The organism is Tepidicella baoligensis, assembly GCF_013432195.1.
Taxonomy (GTDB): domain Bacteria; phylum Pseudomonadota; class Gammaproteobacteria; order Burkholderiales; family Burkholderiaceae_C; genus Tepidicella; species Tepidicella baoligensis.
This window is the reverse complement of record NZ_JACCDB010000003.1, coordinates 232,127-252,500: the sequence shown is the minus strand read 5'-3', so window position 1 is coordinate 252,500 and position 20,374 is coordinate 232,127. Positions and strand designations below refer to the sequence as shown.

At 66.1% G+C, this 20,374-nt stretch carries 15 protein-coding genes; 11 read left to right on the top strand and 4 right to left on the bottom strand.

What is annotated here, in order from left to right:
- Nucleotides 1-161 precede the first annotated feature (161 nt).
- Nucleotides 162-2,084, top strand: coding sequence for a ribosomal protection-like ABC-F family protein (gene abc-f, locus HZS63_RS05845; protein ID WP_180683112.1), 1,923 nt, complete (start codon nt 162-164; stop codon nt 2,082-2,084).
- A gap of 2 nt (nt 2,085-2,086) precedes the next feature.
- Here abc-f and HZS63_RS05840 read toward each other — a convergent pair whose 3' ends face one another.
- Nucleotides 2,087-3,565: an aminotransferase-like domain-containing protein gene (locus tag HZS63_RS05840; RefSeq protein ID WP_180683111.1), complete on the bottom strand. Its 1,479-nt coding sequence runs from the start codon at nt 3,563-3,565 to the stop codon at nt 2,087-2,089.
- A 135-nt stretch (nt 3,566-3,700) separates the two neighbouring features.
- Between HZS63_RS05840 and HZS63_RS05835 the strand changes: the two genes are divergently transcribed.
- The 3 genes from HZS63_RS05835 (at nt 3,701) to HZS63_RS05825 (ending at nt 6,501) form a co-directional block, all read left to right on the top strand.
- Complete coding sequence (locus HZS63_RS05835; RefSeq protein WP_180683110.1) at nt 3,701-4,369, top strand: LysE family translocator; 669 nt, start codon at nt 3,701-3,703, stop codon at nt 4,367-4,369.
- Nucleotides 4,370-4,452: 83 nt separating this feature from the next.
- Nucleotides 4,453-5,706, top strand: a complete 1,254-nt coding sequence (locus HZS63_RS05830) for an aminotransferase-like domain-containing protein (protein ID WP_180683109.1) — start codon at nt 4,453-4,455, stop codon at nt 5,704-5,706.
- A gap of 126 nt (nt 5,707-5,832) precedes the next feature.
- Nucleotides 5,833-6,501 carry a histidine phosphatase family protein gene (locus HZS63_RS05825; protein WP_180683108.1) on the top strand — a complete coding sequence of 223 codons (669 nt, stop codon included), beginning with the start codon at nt 5,833-5,835 and terminating at the stop codon, nt 6,499-6,501.
- Nucleotides 6,502-6,543: 42 nt separating this feature from the next.
- On the opposite strand, the gene HZS63_RS05820 is transcribed toward HZS63_RS05825, so the two are convergent.
- Complete coding sequence (locus HZS63_RS05820; RefSeq protein ID WP_180683107.1) at nt 6,544-7,398, bottom strand: creatininase family protein; 855 nt, start codon at nt 7,396-7,398, stop codon at nt 6,544-6,546.
- A gap of 9 nt (nt 7,399-7,407) precedes the next feature.
- On the bottom strand, nt 7,408-8,655 hold the full coding sequence (locus HZS63_RS05815) for a class I SAM-dependent methyltransferase (RefSeq protein WP_425505917.1): 1,248 nt from the start codon (nt 8,653-8,655) through the stop codon (nt 7,408-7,410).
- Between the two features lie 234 nt (nt 8,656-8,889).
- On the opposite strand from HZS63_RS05815, the gene HZS63_RS05810 reads away from it, so the two are divergent.
- The 6 genes from HZS63_RS05810 to priA all read left to right on the top strand — a co-directional run bounded on the left by HZS63_RS05810 (nt 8,890) and on the right by priA (nt 17,255).
- Nucleotides 8,890-11,061, top strand: a complete 2,172-nt coding sequence (locus HZS63_RS05810; protein ID WP_180683105.1) for a protein-disulfide reductase DsbD family protein — start codon at nt 8,890-8,892, stop codon at nt 11,059-11,061.
- A 14-nt stretch (nt 11,062-11,075) separates the two neighbouring features.
- Nucleotides 11,076-11,696: a thioredoxin family protein gene (locus HZS63_RS05805; protein ID WP_180683104.1), complete on the top strand. Its 621-nt coding sequence runs from the start codon at nt 11,076-11,078 to the stop codon at nt 11,694-11,696.
- 133 nt (nt 11,697-11,829) lie between these two features.
- Nucleotides 11,830-12,333 carry a CoA-binding protein gene (locus HZS63_RS05800; protein ID WP_180683103.1) on the top strand — a complete coding sequence of 168 codons (504 nt, stop codon included), beginning with the start codon at nt 11,830-11,832 and terminating at the stop codon, nt 12,331-12,333.
- An 18-nt stretch (nt 12,334-12,351) separates the two neighbouring features.
- A complete protein-coding gene (locus HZS63_RS05795; protein WP_180683102.1) occupies nt 12,352-13,662 on the top strand; it encodes an O-acetylhomoserine aminocarboxypropyltransferase/cysteine synthase family protein in 1,311 nt (436 codons plus the stop codon).
- A gap of 32 nt (nt 13,663-13,694) precedes the next feature.
- A complete protein-coding gene (hemE, locus tag HZS63_RS05790; RefSeq protein WP_180683101.1) occupies nt 13,695-14,813 on the top strand; it encodes a uroporphyrinogen decarboxylase in 1,119 nt (372 codons plus the stop codon).
- A 330-nt stretch (nt 14,814-15,143) separates the two neighbouring features.
- On the top strand, nt 15,144-17,255 hold the full coding sequence (priA, locus tag HZS63_RS05785; protein ID WP_180683100.1) for a replication restart helicase PriA: 2,112 nt from the start codon (nt 15,144-15,146) through the stop codon (nt 17,253-17,255).
- Between the two features lie 6 nt (nt 17,256-17,261).
- Here priA and HZS63_RS05780 read toward each other — a convergent pair whose 3' ends face one another.
- Nucleotides 17,262-18,215, bottom strand: coding sequence for an AEC family transporter (locus tag HZS63_RS05780; protein ID WP_180683099.1), 954 nt, complete (start codon nt 18,213-18,215; stop codon nt 17,262-17,264).
- Nucleotides 18,216-18,275: 60 nt separating this feature from the next.
- On the opposite strand from HZS63_RS05780, the gene HZS63_RS05775 reads away from it, so the two are divergent.
- Nucleotides 18,276-20,339 carry an ATP-dependent helicase gene (locus HZS63_RS05775; RefSeq protein WP_180683098.1) on the top strand — a complete coding sequence of 688 codons (2,064 nt, stop codon included), beginning with the start codon at nt 18,276-18,278 and terminating at the stop codon, nt 20,337-20,339.
- The last annotated feature ends 35 nt before the right edge of the window (nt 20,340-20,374 follow it).

Sequence of the window (20,374 nt, the reverse complement as noted above, 5' to 3'; positions counted from 1 at the left end):
TGCCAGCCCACCGGCTTGGAAGCGCCAGAACGTTGTGAGGAGCGAGATTGTATACCGGGTTTTCCCGAAATCGCAAGATTGTGGATGGTTTTTTGCGGGGGATGACTGGCCACCTCTTGCTGACCGCTGCGCCCACGCCCAAGCTGTTACGCTCTCGTGTCATGGCACTGATCTCTCTGAATGATGTTTCCCTGGCGTATGGGCATGTTCCTTTGCTCGACCGTGTGCAGCTGGCACTGGAACCCGGGGAGCGCATGGGGATCGTCGGGCGCAACGGGACGGGCAAATCGTCATTGCTTCGCATTCTGGCGGGGCTGGAACGGCCAGACGATGGCGAGATTCAGCGTCAACTCGATCTTCGCTCTTCGTATGTGCCGCAGGAGCCTGCTCTGAACGATGATGAGTCGGTGTTCGATGCGGTCTGCGGGGGGTTGGATGATGTGAGGCGGTTGTGCCAGAGGTATTTGGAACATGCGCCGGGCGCCGACCTGGATGCGTTGCAAAACGAGATCGAGGCACTGGATGGCTGGCGCTGGGAGCAGCGGGTGCAGGAGACGCTGTCTCGTCTGTCTTTGAGGCCGCAGACGCGGATTGCTTCGCTTTCCGGTGGTGTGCGCAAGCGGGTGGCACTGGCACGGGCATTGGTGGCGCTGCCCAATCTGTTGCTGTTGGATGAGCCGACCAACCACCTGGACATGGACGCGATCGACTGGTTGGCCGAGTTGCTGCAGGCCTTTCGGGGGGCCGTGGTCGTGATCAGCCATGATCGGGATTTTCTGGATCGTGTGACCACGCGGATCGTGGAGCTGGATCGGGGTCAGCTGTGGAACTATCCGGGCAATTTCAGTGAATTTCAGCGGCTCAAGGATGAGCGCCTGGCACAGGAGGCGGTGGTCAACGCCAAGGCGGACAAGCTGCTGGCCCAGGAAGAGGTGTGGATACGCAAAGGGGTGGAGGCTCGCCGAACCCGGGCGCAGGCGCGCATCGAGCGACTGAAGGTGTTGCGGACCCAGCGCCGACAACGGCGGGAGGCGGTCGGACTCGCGCGAATGGAGGTGAACCGAGGCGATGCCGGAGGCAAGCTGGTGGCGGAGCTGGAACAGGTGAGCAAACACTTCGGGGCAGGCGAACAACGCCAGACGGTGGTGGATCGGTTCAGCGCGACGATTCTGCGAGGAGACAAGGTCGGTCTGATCGGCCCCAATGGGGCTGGCAAAACGACCTTGCTCAAACTCATGCTGGGGCTGCTCCCGCCGGATGAGGGGACGGTTCGCATCGGTCAGCGGCTGGAAGTGGCCTACTTCGATCAGATGCGCCATCAACTCGATCTGGACGCGACGCTGGAGGACTTCATCAGCCCGGGCAGCGAATGGATCGAGATTGGCAACCGGCGCACGCACGTGAAAAGCTATTTGGGGGACTTTCTGTTCTCGCCCGCGCGGGCGCAGTCGCCTGTGCGCAGCCTGTCGGGCGGCGAACGCAACCGGCTGCTGCTGGCTCGGCTGTTCGCCCGACCGGCGAATATGCTGGTGCTCGATGAACCGACAAACGACCTGGACATCGAGACGCTGGAGCTGCTGGAGCAGCTGCTGGCGGACTTCGAGGGAGCGGTGTTTCTGGTGAGCCATGACCGGCGCTTTCTGGACAATGTGGTCACGAGCACCATCGTCTATGAAGGCGAAGGCCGGTGGCGCGAATACGAGGGTGGCGTAGAGGATTGGGTCCAGCAATCGATGCGGCTGCATGGCCGGGCGCCGGCCTGGCATCCGGTGGTCGAGGCGCAGGTGAACCGCGCCCCTTCGGCCACTGCACGGAGCACGCCCCCCACTGCGCCACCTTCCACGGCAACGAGTCGTTCGCGGCGCAAGCTGAGCTACAAAGAGCAACGCGAACTGGAGGCCTTGCCGGCGCGCATCGAGGCGCTCGAAACCGAGCAGAAAGCGATCGACGCAGCGCTGGCCGACGGCACCCTCTACGGCACGGATCCGGCCCGAGCGGCCGAACTCGTTGCCCGACACAGTGAGATCGAAGCGGCGCTGCTGCAAGCATGGGAGCGCTGGGAAGCGCTGAGTACCGCGTCCTGATTTCAGAGGTCCTCACGAGCAACGGCCAGGGCACGCCAAAACGCGGCAGCCTGGGTGGTGGCGAAATTGATCCGCATGTAGGTGCTGGGCGTGCGGTGCGCGTGAAACAGGGTGCCCGGGGCAATCAGGATGCCATCATCCAGGAGCCGCTGCGCAAGCACTTCGGTGTCCACACCGGTGTCGACCCAGCCGAACAGGCCCGCGGGCTCGGACACAAAACGGCACCCCGCTTCAAGCGCGAGCTTGACACTGCGTTGCCGGGCCGCATGGAGCCGACCACGAATGCGTTCGGCATGACGACGCAGCTGGCCCCGCTCGATGCAGTGGGCCAGCGCCCGCTCCATGAGGCTGGGCGTGGTGAGGGTGGACAGCAGCTTGGTGTCGAGCAAGCGCTCCACCCAGGCGGAGGGGGCCGCCAGGTAGCCAACACGCCAGTTGGGGGCAAGGATTTTGGCAAAGCCACTGACATAGAAGGTGCGCTGCAAGCCGTCGAGCACCGACAGGCGGGTGGCATGTTCGGCGGCGATGTGGCTATAGGTGTCGTCTTCGACCACGAAGAAGCCGTGACGCTGAGCCAGCTGGAGCACGCGGTGGGCACTGGCCGGCGACAAAGAATAGCCGGTCGGGTTGTGCAGCACGCTCACACTGACGTACAGCTTCGGGGCGTGCGCTTCGCAGTAGCGGGACATGGTTTCCAGATCCGGGCCGGCGGGGCCGCGGGGCACGGGCAACAGACGCATGCCGAGCGCCTGGAGACGGGCAAATTCGACCGCCCAGCCAGGCTCTTCGACCATGACGGCATCGCCCGGCCGCAACAAGGTGCGGCTGATGATGTCCAGCGCATGCGTCGCACCCACGGTGGTGATCAGTTGGGCGTCATCCACCGGCAGACCCAGCGCCATCAGGCGGCCGGCCAGCACCTGGCGCAAATGCGGGTCTCCCCGGGGATCCCCATAGCGCAAAGACGCATCGGTGAGCGCGCGCGAGGCGGTGACGCGACGCAGGGCCGCGGGCATGAAGCTGGACGCCAGCCAGTCTGGCGGAAGCACGCCCATGCAGGGCTGGGGTCGGTCATCGCTGCCCTGAAACATGCCCCGGATGAGCGCGGCGGCATTGACCGGTGCCTGTGGACGCGAGCCGGGCAGGCCCCGCTCGGTTGGAGCCTGAAATGGCATGGATGCCGCCCCGGCACGCTCGCGCACGAAAAACCCCCTATTGCGGCGCGCTTCGACCAGCCCGCGTGCCAGGAGCTGGTCGTAGGCAGCCACCACCGTGGACGGGCTCAAGCCGTTGATTGCCGCACACTGCCGCACGCTGGGCAAACGGGTGCCCGGCGCCAGGAGACGATCGCGGATGCGGATCGCGAAACGGTCCGCCAGCTGCTGGGCAAGCGACGTGCCGCTGCCACGCGTGAGGCCACTGGCTGGGGCGGCGGTGTCGCAGTCCGAAGGCAACAACACCGAAGAAAAGGGGGCAGGCATGCGTGCGGGGCTCCAGTGTGTGGCTCGACAAAGCCATACAGTTGATGGCGTGAATGGCGCAACTGTACTGCAAGTGTATTGATTTAAACGCCTATATTGCAGGCATGAGTTCATCCCCCTGTTCAGGTTGCCGCTATGGACGCCGCTGAATTCGGCGCGCTGCTGACACTGGCCACGGCCGCAAGCTTCACACCCGGGCCGAACACCACACTGTCCACGGCGTTGGCCGCCAACTTCGGCCTGCGACGGGCACTGCGCTTCGTGTGTGCCGTGCCGGTGGGCTGGACCCTGCTGCTGACCTTATGTGCCGCAGGCGTGGGGGTGCTGGTGCTGACCATGCCTGTGTTGCGTGGCGCCATCCTGGTAGGGGGCGTGGCCTACCTGCTGTGGCTGGCCTGGGGCTTGGCAGGCAGCCGCACGCTGTCCCACGCGAACCTGGCCAGCCTGAACGTGACCTTCGTGCGCGGTGTGGGCCTGCAGTTTCTCAACATCAAGGCCTGGATGCTGGCCCTGTCCATCGTGGCCGGATGGATTGCAGGCCAGCCAGACGCGCTGCAGCGTTTCTGGCTGGTCATGCCGGTGTTCATCGTGTATGCGTTCGCCAGCAATCTGACCTACGCACTGATCGGCTCTGTATTGCGCGGCTGGCTGGCTGGCCCGTTGGTTCATGGCCAGCCGAGCGGACAGCGGCTGCGCTGGTTCAACCGGGGCATGGCCCTGGCACTGGTGCTGACGGCCCTGTGGATGCTGGTTTCCGGGCTGGACGGTACGGGAAGCACACGAATTCAACCGATGGCCCCCTGACGGATGGCCTGACCATGACCCTGACCAAGCCGCAGGGCAAACGCACTTCCATTCAAACCACGACACAAGGAAAGCCCTGAACCATGGACTGGACCCTGGCCCAACGCGCCCACAAGATGAACCCGTCGGTGATCCGCGAAATCCTGAAGGTGACCGAGCGCCCCGGCATCATCAGCTTCGCGGGCGGGTTGCCTTCGCCCAAGACCTTCCCCGTGGAGGTGTTTGCCGAGGCCTGTGCCAAGGTGCTGCGCGACGATGGCCGCGCGGCCCTGCAGTACGCCGCCAGCGAGGGGCTCGGGGCACTGCGCGAACAGGTGGCCGAGATGCTGCCTTGGGCGGTGGACCCCGCGCATGTGCTGATCACCACCGGCTCGCAGCAAGGGCTCGACCTGGTGGGCAAGGTGCTGATCGACCCGGGCAGTCGGGTGCTGGTGGAGACCCCGACGTATCTCGGCGCGCTGCAGGCCTTCGCGCCCATGGAACCCAGCGTGGTGGAGGTGGCCAGTGACGATGAAGGCCCGCTGTTGCAGGACCTGCACCACACGCTGGGTATGGCAGACGATCCGGCAGATGCCCCGCAAGCCCCGGAACGCCGCCGCCTGCTGCAGCTGGACCTGGACCCGGCCAAGGACTTCCCCCGCTTCATGTATGTGCTGCCCAACTTCCAGAACCCGACCGGCCGCACGATGAGCGAGGCGCGCCGTGCCGCCCTGAGCGCCGAAACCCGGCGGCTGGGCCTGCCGATGGTGGAAGACAACCCCTATGGCGACTTGTGGTTCGACACCCCGCCACCTGCCCCGCTGACGGCGCGCCACCCCGAAGGCTGCGTGTACCTGGGGTCGTTTTCCAAGGTGCTGGCTCCCGGCCTGCGGCTGGGCTTTCTGGTGGCCCCGCCCGCGCTCTACCCCAAGCTGCTGCAAGCCAAGCAAGCGGCAGACCTCCATACGCCGAGCTTCAACCAGCGCGTGGTGGCTGAGGTCCTGAAGAACGGATTCCTGGATCGGCATGTGCCCTCCATACGCGCCTTGTATCGGGCGCAGCGCGATGCCATGCTGCAAGCGCTGGACCAAGAGATGCAAGGGTTGGGCGTGACCTGGAACCGTCCGGACGGCGGCATGTTCCTCTGGGCTCGCCTGCCCGAAGGGATGAACGCGATCGAACTGCTGCCGCATGCGGTCGATAAGGGCGTGGCCTTCGTGCCCGGTGCTGCTTTTTACGCCGACCACGCCGATCCCCGCACGCTGCGCCTGTCGTTCGTCACCGCTTCGACAGGCCAGATGCACACCGGCGTGGCCGCACTGGCGCAGGCCGTGCGCGAGCAGTTGCAAAGGCGATGAGCCGGTTGTCACGCCCTTTTCGGCAGGTGGATGTGCTCACGCCAACCGCTGACCTGGGCAACCCGCTGCCCCACAGGTCACGGCGGCGACTGCGACCCGGCTCGCCAGCTCGGACAATCACCCGTCATGGGAACGCTTTACCTCGTGCGCCACGGCCAGGCCTCGTTCGGCGCGGACGACTACGACCAGCTCAGCCCCCTGGGCCTGCGGCAAAGTGAGCGCCTGGGCGAGCACTTCCGCGAGCACGGCCTGGCGTTCGAGGCCGTGATCACGGGCACGCTGCGCCGCCACGTGCAGACTTGGGAAGGCCTGTCACAGGGTATGGGCTGGGCCGCCGAACCGCTGGCCTGGCCTGGCTTGAACGAATACGACAGCGCGGCGCTGATCGATGCGCTGCACACCCGCCCCACGGAACCACCCACCACGGCCGAGGGCTACCGCCAGCACTTCCGCCTGCTGCGCGATGCCCTGCGCCAATGGATGGCGGGTGTGATGACGCCGCGCGGCATGCCCCGTTACGAGGACTTCGTGGCCGGTGTGACGTCCGTCCTGGACCACGTGCGGGCACACCATCAGGGCCATGTGCTGATCATCACCAGCGGCGGGCCGATTTCCACCGTGGTGGGACATCTGTTGGGCACGTCACCGGAAACGACCATCGAGTTGAACCTGCGCATGCGCAACACGTCGGTGACCGAGGTGGCCTACAACCCCAAGCGCCACACGCTGGTGAGCTTCAACACGCTGCCACACCTGGCACGGGCAGACCTGGCGGGCTGGGTCACCCACGCCTGAGCGCGGTTCAGCACTGGGAGCAGCGGGCCGCCCCGGGCAACGTCAGGAAAAGTCGGGCTTGTCGACCAGCGTGGACAGCGGCAAGGCACTGATTTCGCTCAGCAACGCGGCGAGCGAACGACCCGCTGCCTGTACCAGCAGCTGCCCCACCTCGGCATCGGCAGCGGTGGCATTGCCCACAGCCCCGGCGGGGTGGTAGTCCTGCATCTGCCAAGCCAGCTTGGCACTGCGCCCGTTGCCCAAAATGGGCCAGCGCGCCGCCCGCTCCTGAGACGTGGAGGCAAAATCGAGGGCTCGGTCCATGCGCACGGTGTGCGGGCGCAGCGCCAACATCATCGACGTTTCCACCTGCCCGGCGTGGATGCCGAAACGGCGCTCGGCGGCACTGAAACGCTGGTTCAGGTCTTGCCCCTGTTCATCCAGCAAGGGCAGGTCGAACCAGCTGGCACCGTACACCAACAAGTCGTGGCGGGCACGCAATGCACGCCCCACCACGTCCATGAGCCCGACATGCCCCCCGTGGCTGTTGAAGATCAGCAGCTTGCGCACACCGGCGCGCGCCACGCACGCACCGATGTCACGCCACAGGTTCAGGATGGTCTCGGGGCGCAACGTAAGCGTTCCCGCGAAACGCTCATGTTCGGGACTCAGGCCGACGGACTGGATGGGCAACACATAGACAGGCACCCCCTCCTCCAAACAGCCCCCGGCCGCCGCGAGCACGCCTTCGAGCAGATCGGTATCCACCGACAACGGCAGATGGGGCCCGTGCTGCTCCGTCGCCGCCACAGGCAGCACGGCCACGGTACGGGCCGCATCGAGTGCGGCGAAATCGGTGGTGCACAGATCTGCCCAACGGGGCAGGGACACGGGGGTGGGCGACGGACGCGAAGACATGAGGCCATCTTAGCCGCTACCGATCGCCCCGTCGTACATCCAGCGGCGTGACCACGGCAACTCCTGTGCGGAACGCCCGGCGCGGCGGCACAGCACTTGGAACAGCGAAACCTGGTCGTGCTCGAACGCCCAGGCGCAGCCGGCCAGATAGACGCGCCAGATACGCCAGGTCTTTTCCGGAACCATCGCGCGCAAGCGGTCGGTCTTGGCTTCGAAGGACGCACTCCAGCAGTTCAGCGTGCGGGCGTAATGCCGGCGCAGACTCTCGACGTCGACCGCCTCCAGTCCCCCTTCCTGCATGGAACGCAGCACGGTGCCGATGTGCGGCAACTCTCCCTGGGGAAAAACGTATTTGTCGATGAAGCGGCCGCCGCCGTGGCTCGTTTCGCCATCGTGCGGGTCGGTCGAGGTGATGCCGTGGTTCAGGCACCAGCCCTCGGGCGTGAGAAGGTCGTGGATGATGCGGAAATAGTCCTTGAGGTGCTTGAGCCCCACATGCTCGAACATGCCGACGCTGGTGATGCGGTCGAAGGCGCCGGTGACATCGCGGTAGTCCTGCAAACGAATCTCGACACGGTCCTGCAGACCGGCCGCCCGCACGCGTTCGGTGGCCAGTTCGTACTGGTTCTGCGACAGGGTGATGCCCACGCACTGCGCGCCGAATCGCTGCGCGGCGCGGATGACCAGCGCCCCCCAGCCACAACCGATGTCGAGCAGCCGCTGCCCGGGCTGCAACCGGATCTTGGTCAGGATGTGATCGATCTTCTTGATCTGCGCCTCGGCCAACGACTCGTCGCCGTTTTCAAAGTAGGCGCAGGAATAGACCATGGCCGGGTCCAGCCATTCGCTGTAGAAAGCGTTGGAGACATCGTAGTGGTATTGGATGGCGGCCTGATCGCTCTTGCGGCTGTGGGTGAAGGACTTGACCATGCGGGACCATGTGCCCCCCCCGCGCTCGGCAGACCCGGACTCGGCCAGGGCATGGGCCATCGCCAGGATGTCTTCGACACGGCCATCGACATCGATGAGCCCCTCGACATAAGCCTCACCCAGGCTGTCGAGCGTTGGCGACAAGAGTGCAGGCAGCGCGGCACCATCGCGCACCGTCACCGTGACGGCCGGCTCGTCAAACTCCCCCAGACGCCAGGCAGGGGCGGTGGGAGGCACCTCGCCAGGCGCCGTGTACCACCGGACCAGCAGCGGCAAGTCGACACGCTGGCGCCACCGCGCCACCCAGGATTCCAACGCTTTGTCCATCGACAACATGCACTCGTCCTCCATGACAGGGGCCGCTCATGACCCACAGAGCCATTGTTCAACACTCGAGCGCTCTTGAAAACCCCTTGGACGCTATGGTTTTGATAGATTTCCACTATGAAGAGGCCCTTAGCCTGCACCAACACCTCGCCTGCTGGACAATCGGCAAACCTGCTCCAAGCGGAACTTTGACCGCCAGGAGGATTCGGACCATCCAATCCCGATTGTTCACCCATGTTCAAACGCTGGCTCTATTTCCTGTTCGCGCTGGCCTTGGCGGGCGGCGTCCAGGCGCAAGGTGCGACGGTGTCACCCCCGGTGCAAAGCGAGTTTTCGCGCGCCGAGCTGCTGGTGCATGCCCCGAACGGGGTGACCCCCGGCCAGCCACTGTGGCTGGGCCTACAGATCACCCATGCCCCTGACTGGCACACCTACTGGAAAAACCCGGGGGACTCTGGCCTGCCCACCGAGCTGGAATGGCAGTTGCCAGCGGGAATCACGCCTGGAGACATCGAATGGCCTACGCCGCGCAAATTTCCGTTGGGCGATCTGGCGAATTACGGCTACGACGGCACCGTGCTGCTGCCCATCCCGCTGCGCGTGGGTGCCGATTTCCAGGGACAGACACTTCAGGCTGAAGTCTTAGCCAGCTGGCTGATCTGCCGCAAGGAATGCGTTCCGGAAGAGGCCCATTTTCAGGTCCGGATCCCGGCACAACTGTCCACTGCGGCGCATGCCGCTGCTTTCGAAGCGGCCTGGTCTGCGGTCCCGATCGAGCAGGCACCGGGGAACAGCCGGCTGCATGTCACCAGCGATGGGTTGGAAGTGGTGCTCACCGGCTTGCCGCCCGAGTGGCGTACCCGCCCACTGGAGCTCTTTCCCGAAAAGGCCGGCTTGATCGAGCCGGGCGCGGCCTGGCAGCAGCGCTGGGACAACGGAGTGTGGCACGCCACGATACCCCTCTCCCGATTTCGCGCCGACAGCCCAGACACCGTGGCGTTGGTCGTCGCGCCAGCCAACCCACCCGGGACGGGGCCGGGGCTACGGGGTGTGCGCATGGAGGTGCCCGTCCCCGATGGCTGGCCGCCCGTGGCTCAGGCAGGCAGTGGCGCCTCGGCCGCGCTGCAAGCGGCTCTGGCCGAAAACGCCGCTCGCGCGGCTGCCGCCACAGGCCCAAGCACCACCACGCTGACGCTGTGGGCGGCTCTGCTCGGCGCCCTCGTCGGTGGCATGATCCTCAACCTCATGCCCTGCGTGTTCCCGATACTGGCCATCAAAGTGCTGGCCTTCTCGCAACAGGGGAACAACCACGGCGCCCATCGCGTCGGCGGACTGGCCTACACGGCGGGCGTCGTGTTGTCCTTCATAGCGCTCGGCGGGTTGCTGCTGGCCCTGCGTGCTGCGGGCGAGCAACTGGGCTGGGGTTTCCAGCTGCAGAACCCGGTGGTGGTGGCGTCTTTGGCGGTACTGTTTACCGTGATCGGCTTGAACCTGGCTGGGCTGTTCGAGTTCGGACACATCCTGCCCAGCTCGGTCGCGAGCCTGCAAGCCAGAAACCCGACCGCCGATGCTTTCCTCACCGGGGTCTTGGCCACCGCCGTCGCCTCACCGTGCACCGCTCCGTTCATGGGCGCTTCGCTCGGGCTGGCCATCGCGCTGCCGACCGGCCAAGCCCTGGCGGTATTTGCCGTGTTGGGGCTGGGCATGGCGCTTCCCTACCTGCTGGCGAGCTGGGTACCAGCGATCGCTCGGGCGCTGCCGCGACCTGGCCCGTGGATGGAAACTTTCCGCCAGTTGATGGCCTTCCCGATGTTTGCCACCGTGGTGTGGTTGCTGTGGGTGCTGGGCCAGCAAAGCGGGATCGATGGCGCTGCCGCACTGCTGATGCTGCTGGTGGTGTTGGCGCTGCTCATTTGGGCCCTGAACCGGGGCGGCAAGGTGCGTACGGTGCTGGGCCCGCTCTCGCTGCTGGGGCTGGCTTGGTTGCTGTGGGCCATCGGCCCGACTGTGACCCGGCTGCAGGACAGTGTGGCCTCTTTCGCTCCCACCTCGATCGAAGGCGTGGCCTGGGAAGCCTGGAGTCCCCAGCGTGAAGCCGACCTGTTGGCTCAAGGCCGGCCGGTGTTCGTGGACTACACCGCCGCTTGGTGTGTGACCTGTCAGTACAACAAACGCACGGTGTTGAACCACCCGGACGTGCTGCAAACCTTCGCCGACAAGCGGGTGGTGCTGCTGCGCGCGGACTGGACGCGGCGTGATCCGGTGATCTCCGCATCGCTGGCAGCGCTGGGGCGCAGCGGGATCCCGGTGTATGTGCTGCATGGCCCAGGACGCACGCCTCTGATACTTTCCGAGATTTTGACGGTCGAAGAGGTTCGCTCGGCCGTCCAGCAATTGTCATTGTGAAAGGAGTGTCCCCCATGAAACGACGTGACTTCGCTTTGGGCATCAGCGGCGCGGCGATCTCGCCGCTGATGCTGTGGCCTACGCTGGCTGTCGCCGCCCAGATCGGCCAACCTGCTCCGGCTTTCAGCCTCCAAAACACGGCGGGTCAAACCGTCAGCCTCGGCGACTTCCGGGGCCGGCCGGTGGTGCTGGAATGGATCAACCCGGGTTGCCCGTTCGTGCGCAAGCACTACCAGGGCAACATGCAGAACCTGCAGCGGGAGTACACCGGCAAGGGGGTGGCGTGGCTGACCATCAACTCGACCGAGAAGGCCAGCACCGATTACCTGACACCGGCCGCTCTGGCGGCGTGGATGCAGGAGCAGCAAGCCGCCGCCACGGCCGTGCTGATGGACGAGGAAGGCCGCACCGGCCGCGCCTATGGCGCTCGGGTCACTCCACACATGTACATCATCGACGCCAACGGCACATTGGTGTATGCAGGTGCCATCGACAGCATCCCGTCGGCCCGCGTGGCCGATATCGAACGTGCCACCAACTATGTCCGGCAAGGACTCAATGAACTGTTGGCCGGCCAACCTCTGAGTGTGAGCACGAACCAAGCGTACGGCTGCACCATCAAGTACAAGAGCTGACCGGGATGACCCGCGCTCGGAAAACCGCTCGGCCAAGGTGGTCGAGCCCCTGCGGGCAGCGGGCTGGACCCATGTGCGCTTTGTGTAAGGCGAGACCATTTACCCAAGCCTTTGGCGTGCTTACACTGCGGGGATGAGCGACATTTCCACCCTGCGACGCATTCTCTCGACCTGCCGCACCCTGGCGGTGGTGGGGCTCTCGCCCCAGTGGCATCGGCCCAGCTATTTCGCGGCCAAGTACATGCAGGCGCACGGTTACCGCATCGTGCCGGTGAACCCGCTGGTGGCGCGCGAAGGCGGCGACATCCTGGGCGAACGCTGTTACGCCAGTGTGCAGGAAGCGGCCCGGGCCCTGGCGGCGCAAGGGCAGCACATCGACATGGTGGACGGCTTTCGCAAGAGCGAGGACATCCCGCCCCTGGCCGATGCGGCCATCGAAGTCGGCGCGAAGTGCCTGTGGCTGCAACTGGGTGTGGAGCACGCCGAGGCCGAGGCCAAGGCCGCGCAGGCCGGCCTGTGGGTGGTGCACGACCGCTGCGTGAAGATCGAGCATGCCCGGCTCTTTGGCGGGCTGAACTGGGCCGGGGTCAACACCCGGGTCATTTCGGCCAAACGCCCCCAGCAATTGCCCTATTGACTCTGTTTGAAAGCCCTCATGGCCCAGGACCACGACTACGGCTTCGGCACGCTGGCCATCCATGCCGGTGCCATCCCCGACCCCGTCACCGGCGCGCGTGCCACGCCCATCCACCAGACCACCAGCTTCGTGTTCGACAGTGCTGAACACGCCGCCAGCCTGTTCAACCTGCAGACCTTCGGCAACGTGTACAGCCGCATCGGCAACCCCACGGTGTCGGTGCTGGAGGAACGCGTGGCCGCACTGGAAGGTGGGCGTGCCGCGCTGGCCTGCGCCAGCGGCATGGCCGCGCAGATGACGGCGCTGCTGGCCATCCTCAAGGCGGGCGACCACATCGTGGCCGCCTCCACCCTGTACGGCGGCACGGTGGGTCAACTGGGCGTGGGGTTTGAGCGGCTGGGCATCACCACCACTTTCGTGGAACCGTCCGACCCCGAAAACTTCCGCCGCGCCATGCGCCCCAACACGCGTGCGGTGTATGGCGAAACCATCGGCAACCCGCTGGTCAACGTGCTGGACATTGCCGCCATCGCCGAGGTGGCGCACGACCACGGCGTGCCGCTGGTGATCGACAACACCGTGGCCACGCCCTGGCTGTGCCGCCCCTTCGAGCACGGCGCCGACATCGTGGTGCACAGTGCGACCAAATACTTCGGCGGGCATGGCACGACCATGGCCGGCGTGGTGGTGGAGTCGGGCCAATTCGACTGGGGCAACGGCAACTTCCCCGACATGGTCGAGCCCAGCCGGGCCTACCACGGTGTCAAGTTCTACGAGACCTTCGGCAACTTCGGCTACACCATGAAGGCGCGCATGGAGGTGAACCGGACCTTCGGTGCCGTGCTCTCGCCCATGAACGCCTGGCTGATCCTGCAGGGCATCGAAACCCTGCACCTGCGCATGCAGGCGCACTGCCGCAACGCACGCCGGGTGGCGGAGTTTCTGCGCGATCACCCGCTGGTGGCCTGGGTCAACTACCCCGGGCTGGCCGACTCGCCCTACCACGCACTGGCCGCCAAACAGTTCCGCATGGTGGACGGCCTGCCCGGCGGCTCCGGCATCCTCACCTTCGGCATTCGCGCCGGCGACCCGGCAAAGGCCGGCGAGCGCTTCATCGACGCCTGCGAGTTCCTCAGCCACTTGGCCAACATCGGCGATGCGAAGACGCTGGTCATCCACCCCGCCTCCACCACCCACCGCCAGCTCAACGAGGACGAACTGAAGCAAGCCGGCGTGGCGCCTGACATGATCCGCCTGAGCGTGGGGATCGAAGAGGTGGACGACATCCTCTGGGATCTGGACCAGGCGCTGCGCAAGGCAGCGGGCTGAAAGCCCCGGTCGCCCTGCGACAATGCGGGGTTATGAGCACGACCTTCGCCCCCCTGCAGAACGACACCTTCCTGCGCGCCTGCCTGCGCCAAGCGACCGACCACACGCCCGTCTGGCTGATGCGCCAAGCCGGCCGCTACCTGCCCGAATACCGCGCCACCCGGGCCCGGGCCGGCAGCTTCATGGGCCTGGCCACCCATGTGGACTACGCCACCGAAGTCACGCTGCAGCCGCTGGAGCGCTACGACCTGGACGCCGCCATCCTGTTCAGCGACATCCTGACCGTGCCGGATGCCATGGGCCTGGGTCTGCGCTTTGCCTTGGGCGAAGGCCCCAAGTTTGAAAGAACGGTGCGGACCGAAGCCGATGTCGCCGCCCTGGCCGTGCCCGACATGGACAAGCTGCGCTACGTGTTCGACGCGGTCACCTCCATCCGTCGGGCGCTCAATGGCCGCGTACCGTTGATCGGCTTTTCGGGCAGCCCCTGGACGCTGGCCTGCTACATGGTGGAGGGCGGCGGCAGCGACGACTACCGCCTGGTCAAGACCCTGATGTACCAACGCCCCGACCTGATGCACCGGGTGCTCGCCATCAACGCCGACGCGGTGGCGCTGTACCTGCGCACCCAGATCGAGGCCGGCGCCCAGGCGGTGATGGTGTTCGACAGCTGGGGCGGCGTACTCGCCGATGGCCACTTCCAGCAGTTCAGCCTGGCCTACACGAAGCGGGTGCTGGACCAGCTGCCCAAGGAGCACGACGGCCAGCGCATCCCGCGCATCGTGTTCACCAAGGGTGGCGGCCTGTGGCTGGACGACATGGACACCCTGGATTGTGACGTGCTGGGCCTGGACTGGACCGTGAACCTGGCCAAGGCCCGGGCGGCCGTGGGTGGCGCGGTGGGCGGGCCGGGCAAGGCGCTGCAAGGCAATTTGGACCCCAACGTGCTGTTCGCCCAGCCGGAGCAAGTGGCGGCCGAAGCGGTGAAGGTGCTGGAGAGCTTCGGCGCCCCGCACACCGACCGCACCACCACCGGCCCGACCCACATCTTCAACCTCGGGCATGGCATCAGCCAGCACACCCCGCCTGAGCACGTGAAGGTGCTGGTGGACACCGTGCATGCCCATTCGCGGCGCATGCGGCTGCCTACCTGATCCCTCACGAACGCACCGTTCAGGCCAGCGTGCTAGCACAAAAATGGGGCTGGACACAGATGACGCACCGGGCTTATGCACAAAATTTGCGGTGCGGTGCAGCATCGGCCCGCAGCTGGCATTTCGACTCGCATTTCCCGCAGAAGATACGTAAGTCATTGATTTCATTGATGATGCTTGGCTGCACATTTTCTAGGCAGTCTAACCAAAGCCTTGATTTTCAAGACCTTGCACGGCGGATTCAGCAACTATCAACAAAGTTATCCACAGAAATGCTGAGCAAGTCCAGAAGTTTCGACGGATCAATGACTTACCGTTTTTTTCGCCAAAATGACTGAACTTCCGCCGCCAAGTCCTGCCGTTTGGGTGGACGTGGTCGTGACCACACCGGCCCACAGTGGACTGGGCGACAGCCTCACCTACCGCAGTGAGCGCTCGCTGACGCCAGGCGCTCTGGTCAGGGTGCCATTGGGGACCCGCGAGGTGCTGGGTATCGTGTGGGCCCTCCGCGAGCAGCCGCCGATCGATCTGGATCCGGCACAAACCCGCGTGGTGGGCTCCCTGCTGGACGGCATCCCGGCGCTGAACGAGCGCTGGCGCGAATTGGTGGCTTTTGCGGCGCGCTACTACCAACGGGCCTTGGGCGAGGTGGCCCTCTCTGCCCTGCCGCCCGCCCTGCGCGACTTGCCAGCCGACGCATTCGCGCGGCGGCTGAAAAAACTGCCCGTCCTCACCGCACCCCCGCTGGAGGCCGGCCATTCGCCCCCAGACCTCAGCCCCGAACAGGCCCAGGTTCTGGAGACGCTGCGCGCCGCCACCCAACCCGTGCTCTTGTTCGGAGCGACCGGGAGCGGCAAGACCGAGGTGTACCTGCGCACAGCCGAGCACCTGCTCAGCGACGACCCCCACGCCCAGGTGCTGGTGATGGTCCCGGAGATCAACCTCACGCCCCAGTTGGAAGCCCGTTTTCGGGACCGTTTGGGGGCGCATGGGGTGGTGTCCCTGCACAGCGGCCTCACGCCCGCGCAACGCTTGAAGCACTGGCTGAGCGCCCACCTCGGGCAAGCGCGCATCGTGCTGGGCACGCGCATGGCCATCTTCGCCAGCTTGCCGCGGCTGCGCCTGATCGTGGTGGATGAAGAGCACGACCCCAGCTACAAGAGCCAGGAAGGGGCGCGCTACTCGGCCCGGGATCTGGCGGTGTACCGTGCCCGGCTGGAATCGGCCCATGCACCTTGCCAGGTGCTGCTGGGGTCGGCCACGCCCTCGCTGGAAAGCTGGTACGCGGCCGAGCAAGGGCGGTATCTGCGACTGACCATGCCCGGACGCATCGGCGGCGGCGCGCTGCCGCGCCTGCGGCTGGTGGACATGAACCAGCAACCCCGGCACACCGTGATCGCCCCAGCCCTGCTGCAGGCCATGGCCGAACGCGCCGCCCGGGGCGAGCAGAGCCTGGTGCTGCTGAACCGGCGCGGCTACGCCCCGGTGCTGGCCTGCCACGACTGCGGCTGGAAAAGCGACTGCCCGCACTGCAGCGCCCATGCGGTGTTTCACAAGATCGACCGCACACTGCGCTGTCACCACTGTGGTCACACCACGCGCGTGCCACGGGCCTGCCCCGAATGCGGCAACCTCGACATCACACCCGTGGGGCGTGGCACCGAGCAGATCGAGGAACAACTCGCTGGCCTGCTGGCCGATGCCCGCCGTCCCGATGGGCAGCCGGTGCGCGTGGCCCGGCTGGACGCCGACACCACCCGCGCCAAGGGCAGTCTGGAAAGCCGCTTGGCCGACGTGCATGCCGGCGAGGTGGACGTGCTCGTCGGCACCCAGATGGTCGCGAAAGGACATGACTTTCGGCGCATCACGCTGGTGGCCAGCCTGAACACCGACAGCGGCCTGTTCGCCAGCGACTACCGGGCCCCGGAGCGCCTGTTCGCCTTGCTGATGCAGGCCGCCGGACGGGCTGGCCGTGACGCCGCCTTCGTGGCCGAGCAGGGCAGCAGCGTGGAACTCTGGGTACAGACCTGGTACCCCCAGCACCCCCTGTTCGCGGCACTGGCGCGGCACGACTACCCGGCTTTCGCCGCCCAACAACTGGAAGAGCGGGCCGCCGCCCAGATGCCTCCCTTCGGATACCAAGCGCTGGTTCGCGCCGAGGCCCGCACCCAGGAAGCCGCACAGGCCTGGCTGACCCTGGCCTCCCAGGCGGGCGACGACCTGCCCGGACGCGACCGCCTGACCGTGTACCCCCCTGTGCCCATGACGATCCAGCGCGTGGCCAACGTGGAACGGGCCCAGATGCTGCTGGAAAGCCCCTCGCGTCCGGCGCTTCAAGCCTTTCTGGCCGCCTGGCAACCCGCCTTGCACGCCCTGCGCACCCGACCCGAAACGCGCGGGCTCATCCGTTGGGCCATCGACGTGGACCCGCTGGCGATCTGAACCCGATCAGCCCCACAGCAGAGCCACCGCCCCGGAAAAGGTCAGGAACGCCAGCGCGGTCGAGACCAGGATGATGCGCGCGATGCGCCCGTTGTCGGCACCGAAACGCTCCGCCAGCAAAGACACGTTGCTGGCACTGGGCAGCGCCGCCACCAGCACCATCACCGTGAGGGTAAACGGGTCCAGCGGCACCCCGAACTGAATCGCCACCGAGCCGACCAGCAACACCAGCAAGGGGTGGAGCAGCAGCTTCATCAAAGCCACGGGCACGTAATCGCTCCAGGGCATGGGGTGGTCGGCCTGCATCTGGGAACGTGCCAGCACGGCGCCGATCGTGAACAGGGCCACGGGAGAGGCTGCATCGGCCAGCAGCCAGACGGTCTTTTCGATCGGCCCCGGAAGGGTGAACTCGACCGCCGACGCGACCGCACCCAGGATGATGGCCCAGGGCATGGGGTTGGCCAGCACGCCACGCAGCGCCTTGCCCGCCGCCGCCATCGCGCCGCCGTCACGCTGGTCGAGTCGCGACAAGGCGATGCACAGGGAACTGGTGATCACCATGTCCACCACGATGAGAACGATCACCGTGCCCACGCTCTCGGGCCCCAGCAGGGCCGCCAGCAGGGGCACACCCATGAACCCGGTGTTGGGAAACGCGGCCACCAGCGCACCCAGCGAGGCATCGTTCCAGCGGATGCGCCGGCTCAAGGTCATGACGATGGTGAAGGCCACCATGACGAGCGCGCACAGCAGGTACACCCCGAACACCGCGGCGTCGAGCAGCTGCGTGATGGGCGTGATGGAGCCGAAGCGGTACAGCATCGCGGGCAACGCGAAATACAGCACGAAGCTGTTGAGGCCCGGAATGGCTTCCAGCGGCAGCATGCGGCGGCGCGCGGCCACGAAGCCCGCGAGGACCAGCGCGAAAAAGGGAAAGGTGACGAGGAGGACGGTGAGCACGGCCGCCATTGTCGCAGGACGGCCCGTTATGATCAGGCGCTTTGTTCGTGCTGTCCGTCCATGTCTGCTGGTTTGAACATCGCCCAACTCGACGCCGTGAACCACCTCTCGGGCCCCTGCCTGGTGCTGGCCGGGGCCGGCTCGGGCAAGACCCGCGTCATCACGCACAAGATCGCGCGCCTCATCCAAGCGGGGCTGGCGGCGAACCGCATCGCGGCCATCACCTTCACCAACAAGGCCGCTGCCGAAATGCGCGAGCGCGCCCGGCAGCTCGTGGGCAAACCCGCCAAGGACGTGATCATCTGCACCTTCCACTCGCTGGGCGTGCGCCTGCTGCGCGAAGACGGTGCGGCGCTGGGGTTGAAAGAGCAGTTTTCCATCCTCGACACCGACGACATCACCTCCATCCTGAAGGACTGCGGCGGCACCACGGACGCAACCACCGCCCGCCACTGGCAATGGACCATCAGTGCCTGGAAAAGCGCCGGCCTGAACGCCGAGCAGGCCCTGGCGCAGGCCCGGGACGAGAACGAGCGGGTGATCGCGCTGGTCATGGCCAAGTACCAGGAACGCCTGGCCGCCTACCAGAGCGTGGACTTCGACGATCTGATCGCCCTGCCGCTGAAACTGCTGCAACAACACCCGAGCGTGCGCGAGAAATGGCAGCAACGACTCGGCCATGTGCTGGTGGACGAATACCAGGACACCAACGCCACGCAGTATGAGTTGCTGAAACTGCTGGTGGGCGAGCGCGGCCGTTTCACCGCCGTGGGCGACGACGACCAGTCGATCTACGGCTGGCGCGGCGCCACGCTGGACAACCTCAAGAAACTGCCCCAGGACTTCCCCGACCTCAAGATCATCAAGCTGGAGCAGAACTACCGCTCCACCAGCGCCATTTTGCGCGCGGCCAACCACGTCATCGGGCCCAACCCCAAGCTGTTTCCCAAGACGCTGTGGAGCGAACTCGGCGAAGGCGAGCCGGTGCGCGTGATCGCCTGCGACCACGAGGACCATGAAGCCGAGCGCGCCGTCGCCCGCATCCAGAGCATCCGCGCCGGCTCCGCCGCTGCCGGCAGCACCGGCGCCCAATACAAAGCCTTCAAGGACTTCGCCATCCTCTACCGCGCCAACCACCAGGCTCGGGCACTGGAAACCGCCCTGCGCAAGGCACAGATCCCGTACAAGGTCTCGGGCGGGCAGAGCTTTTTCGACCGCGCCGAGATCAAGGACCTGTGCGCCTGGCTGCGCCTGCTGGTCAACAACGACGACGACCCGGCCTTCCTGCGCGCCATCACCACGCCGAAACGCGGTATCGGCCACCAGACGCTGGCACAGCTCGGCGCCTTTGCCTCCCGGTACAAGGTCAGCCTGTTCGAGGCGCTGTTCTCACACTCCTTGCAGGCGGCGCTGCCCGCGCGCGCGGTGCACGGCCTGCACGAGTTCGGCCGCACCCTCAACGACCTGGAACACCGCGCCAGGCACACCATCGGTCACGAGGCGGCGAAGGCGTTTCTGGACGACTGGCTCAAGACCATCGGCTACGAACAGCACCTGCTCGACAGCGAGGACAGCGACAAGGTCGCCGCCGCGCGCTGGGGCCATGTGATCGACTTCTGCGACTGGATCGCCCAGCGCTGCGGTGGACAGATCGACGACACCGGCGGCGTCACCACCGAGCGCGAACCCAAATCGCTGCTGGAGGTGGCGCAGACCATCGCGCTGATCGCCACCATTTCCGAACGCGAGCAGGAGCAGGACGTGGTCACCCTGTCCACCCTGCACGCCTCCAAGGGGCTGGAGTGGCCACACGTCATCCTCGTCGGTGTCAACGAGGGGCTGCTGCCCTTCCAGCGCGACGACAGCTTGAATGACGAGGCCCTGGGCAAGCTGATCGAGGAAGAACGCCGACTCATGTATGTGGGCATCACGCGCGCGCAGCACACGCTGGTGGTGAGCTGGCTCAAGCGGCGCAAGAAGGGCCGTGAACTGGTGCCTGGCCAGCCCAGTCGCTTCATCGCGGAAATGCAGCTGGATGCGGCCACCGTGAAAGAAGATCCACGCGAAAAGCTGCGCGCGCTGCGCGCCGAATTCGCCCAGCGCGCGGCCACGCCTGCGGCTTGAGGAGGTTCCCCCGAACTGGCATTTCCCCTACCATT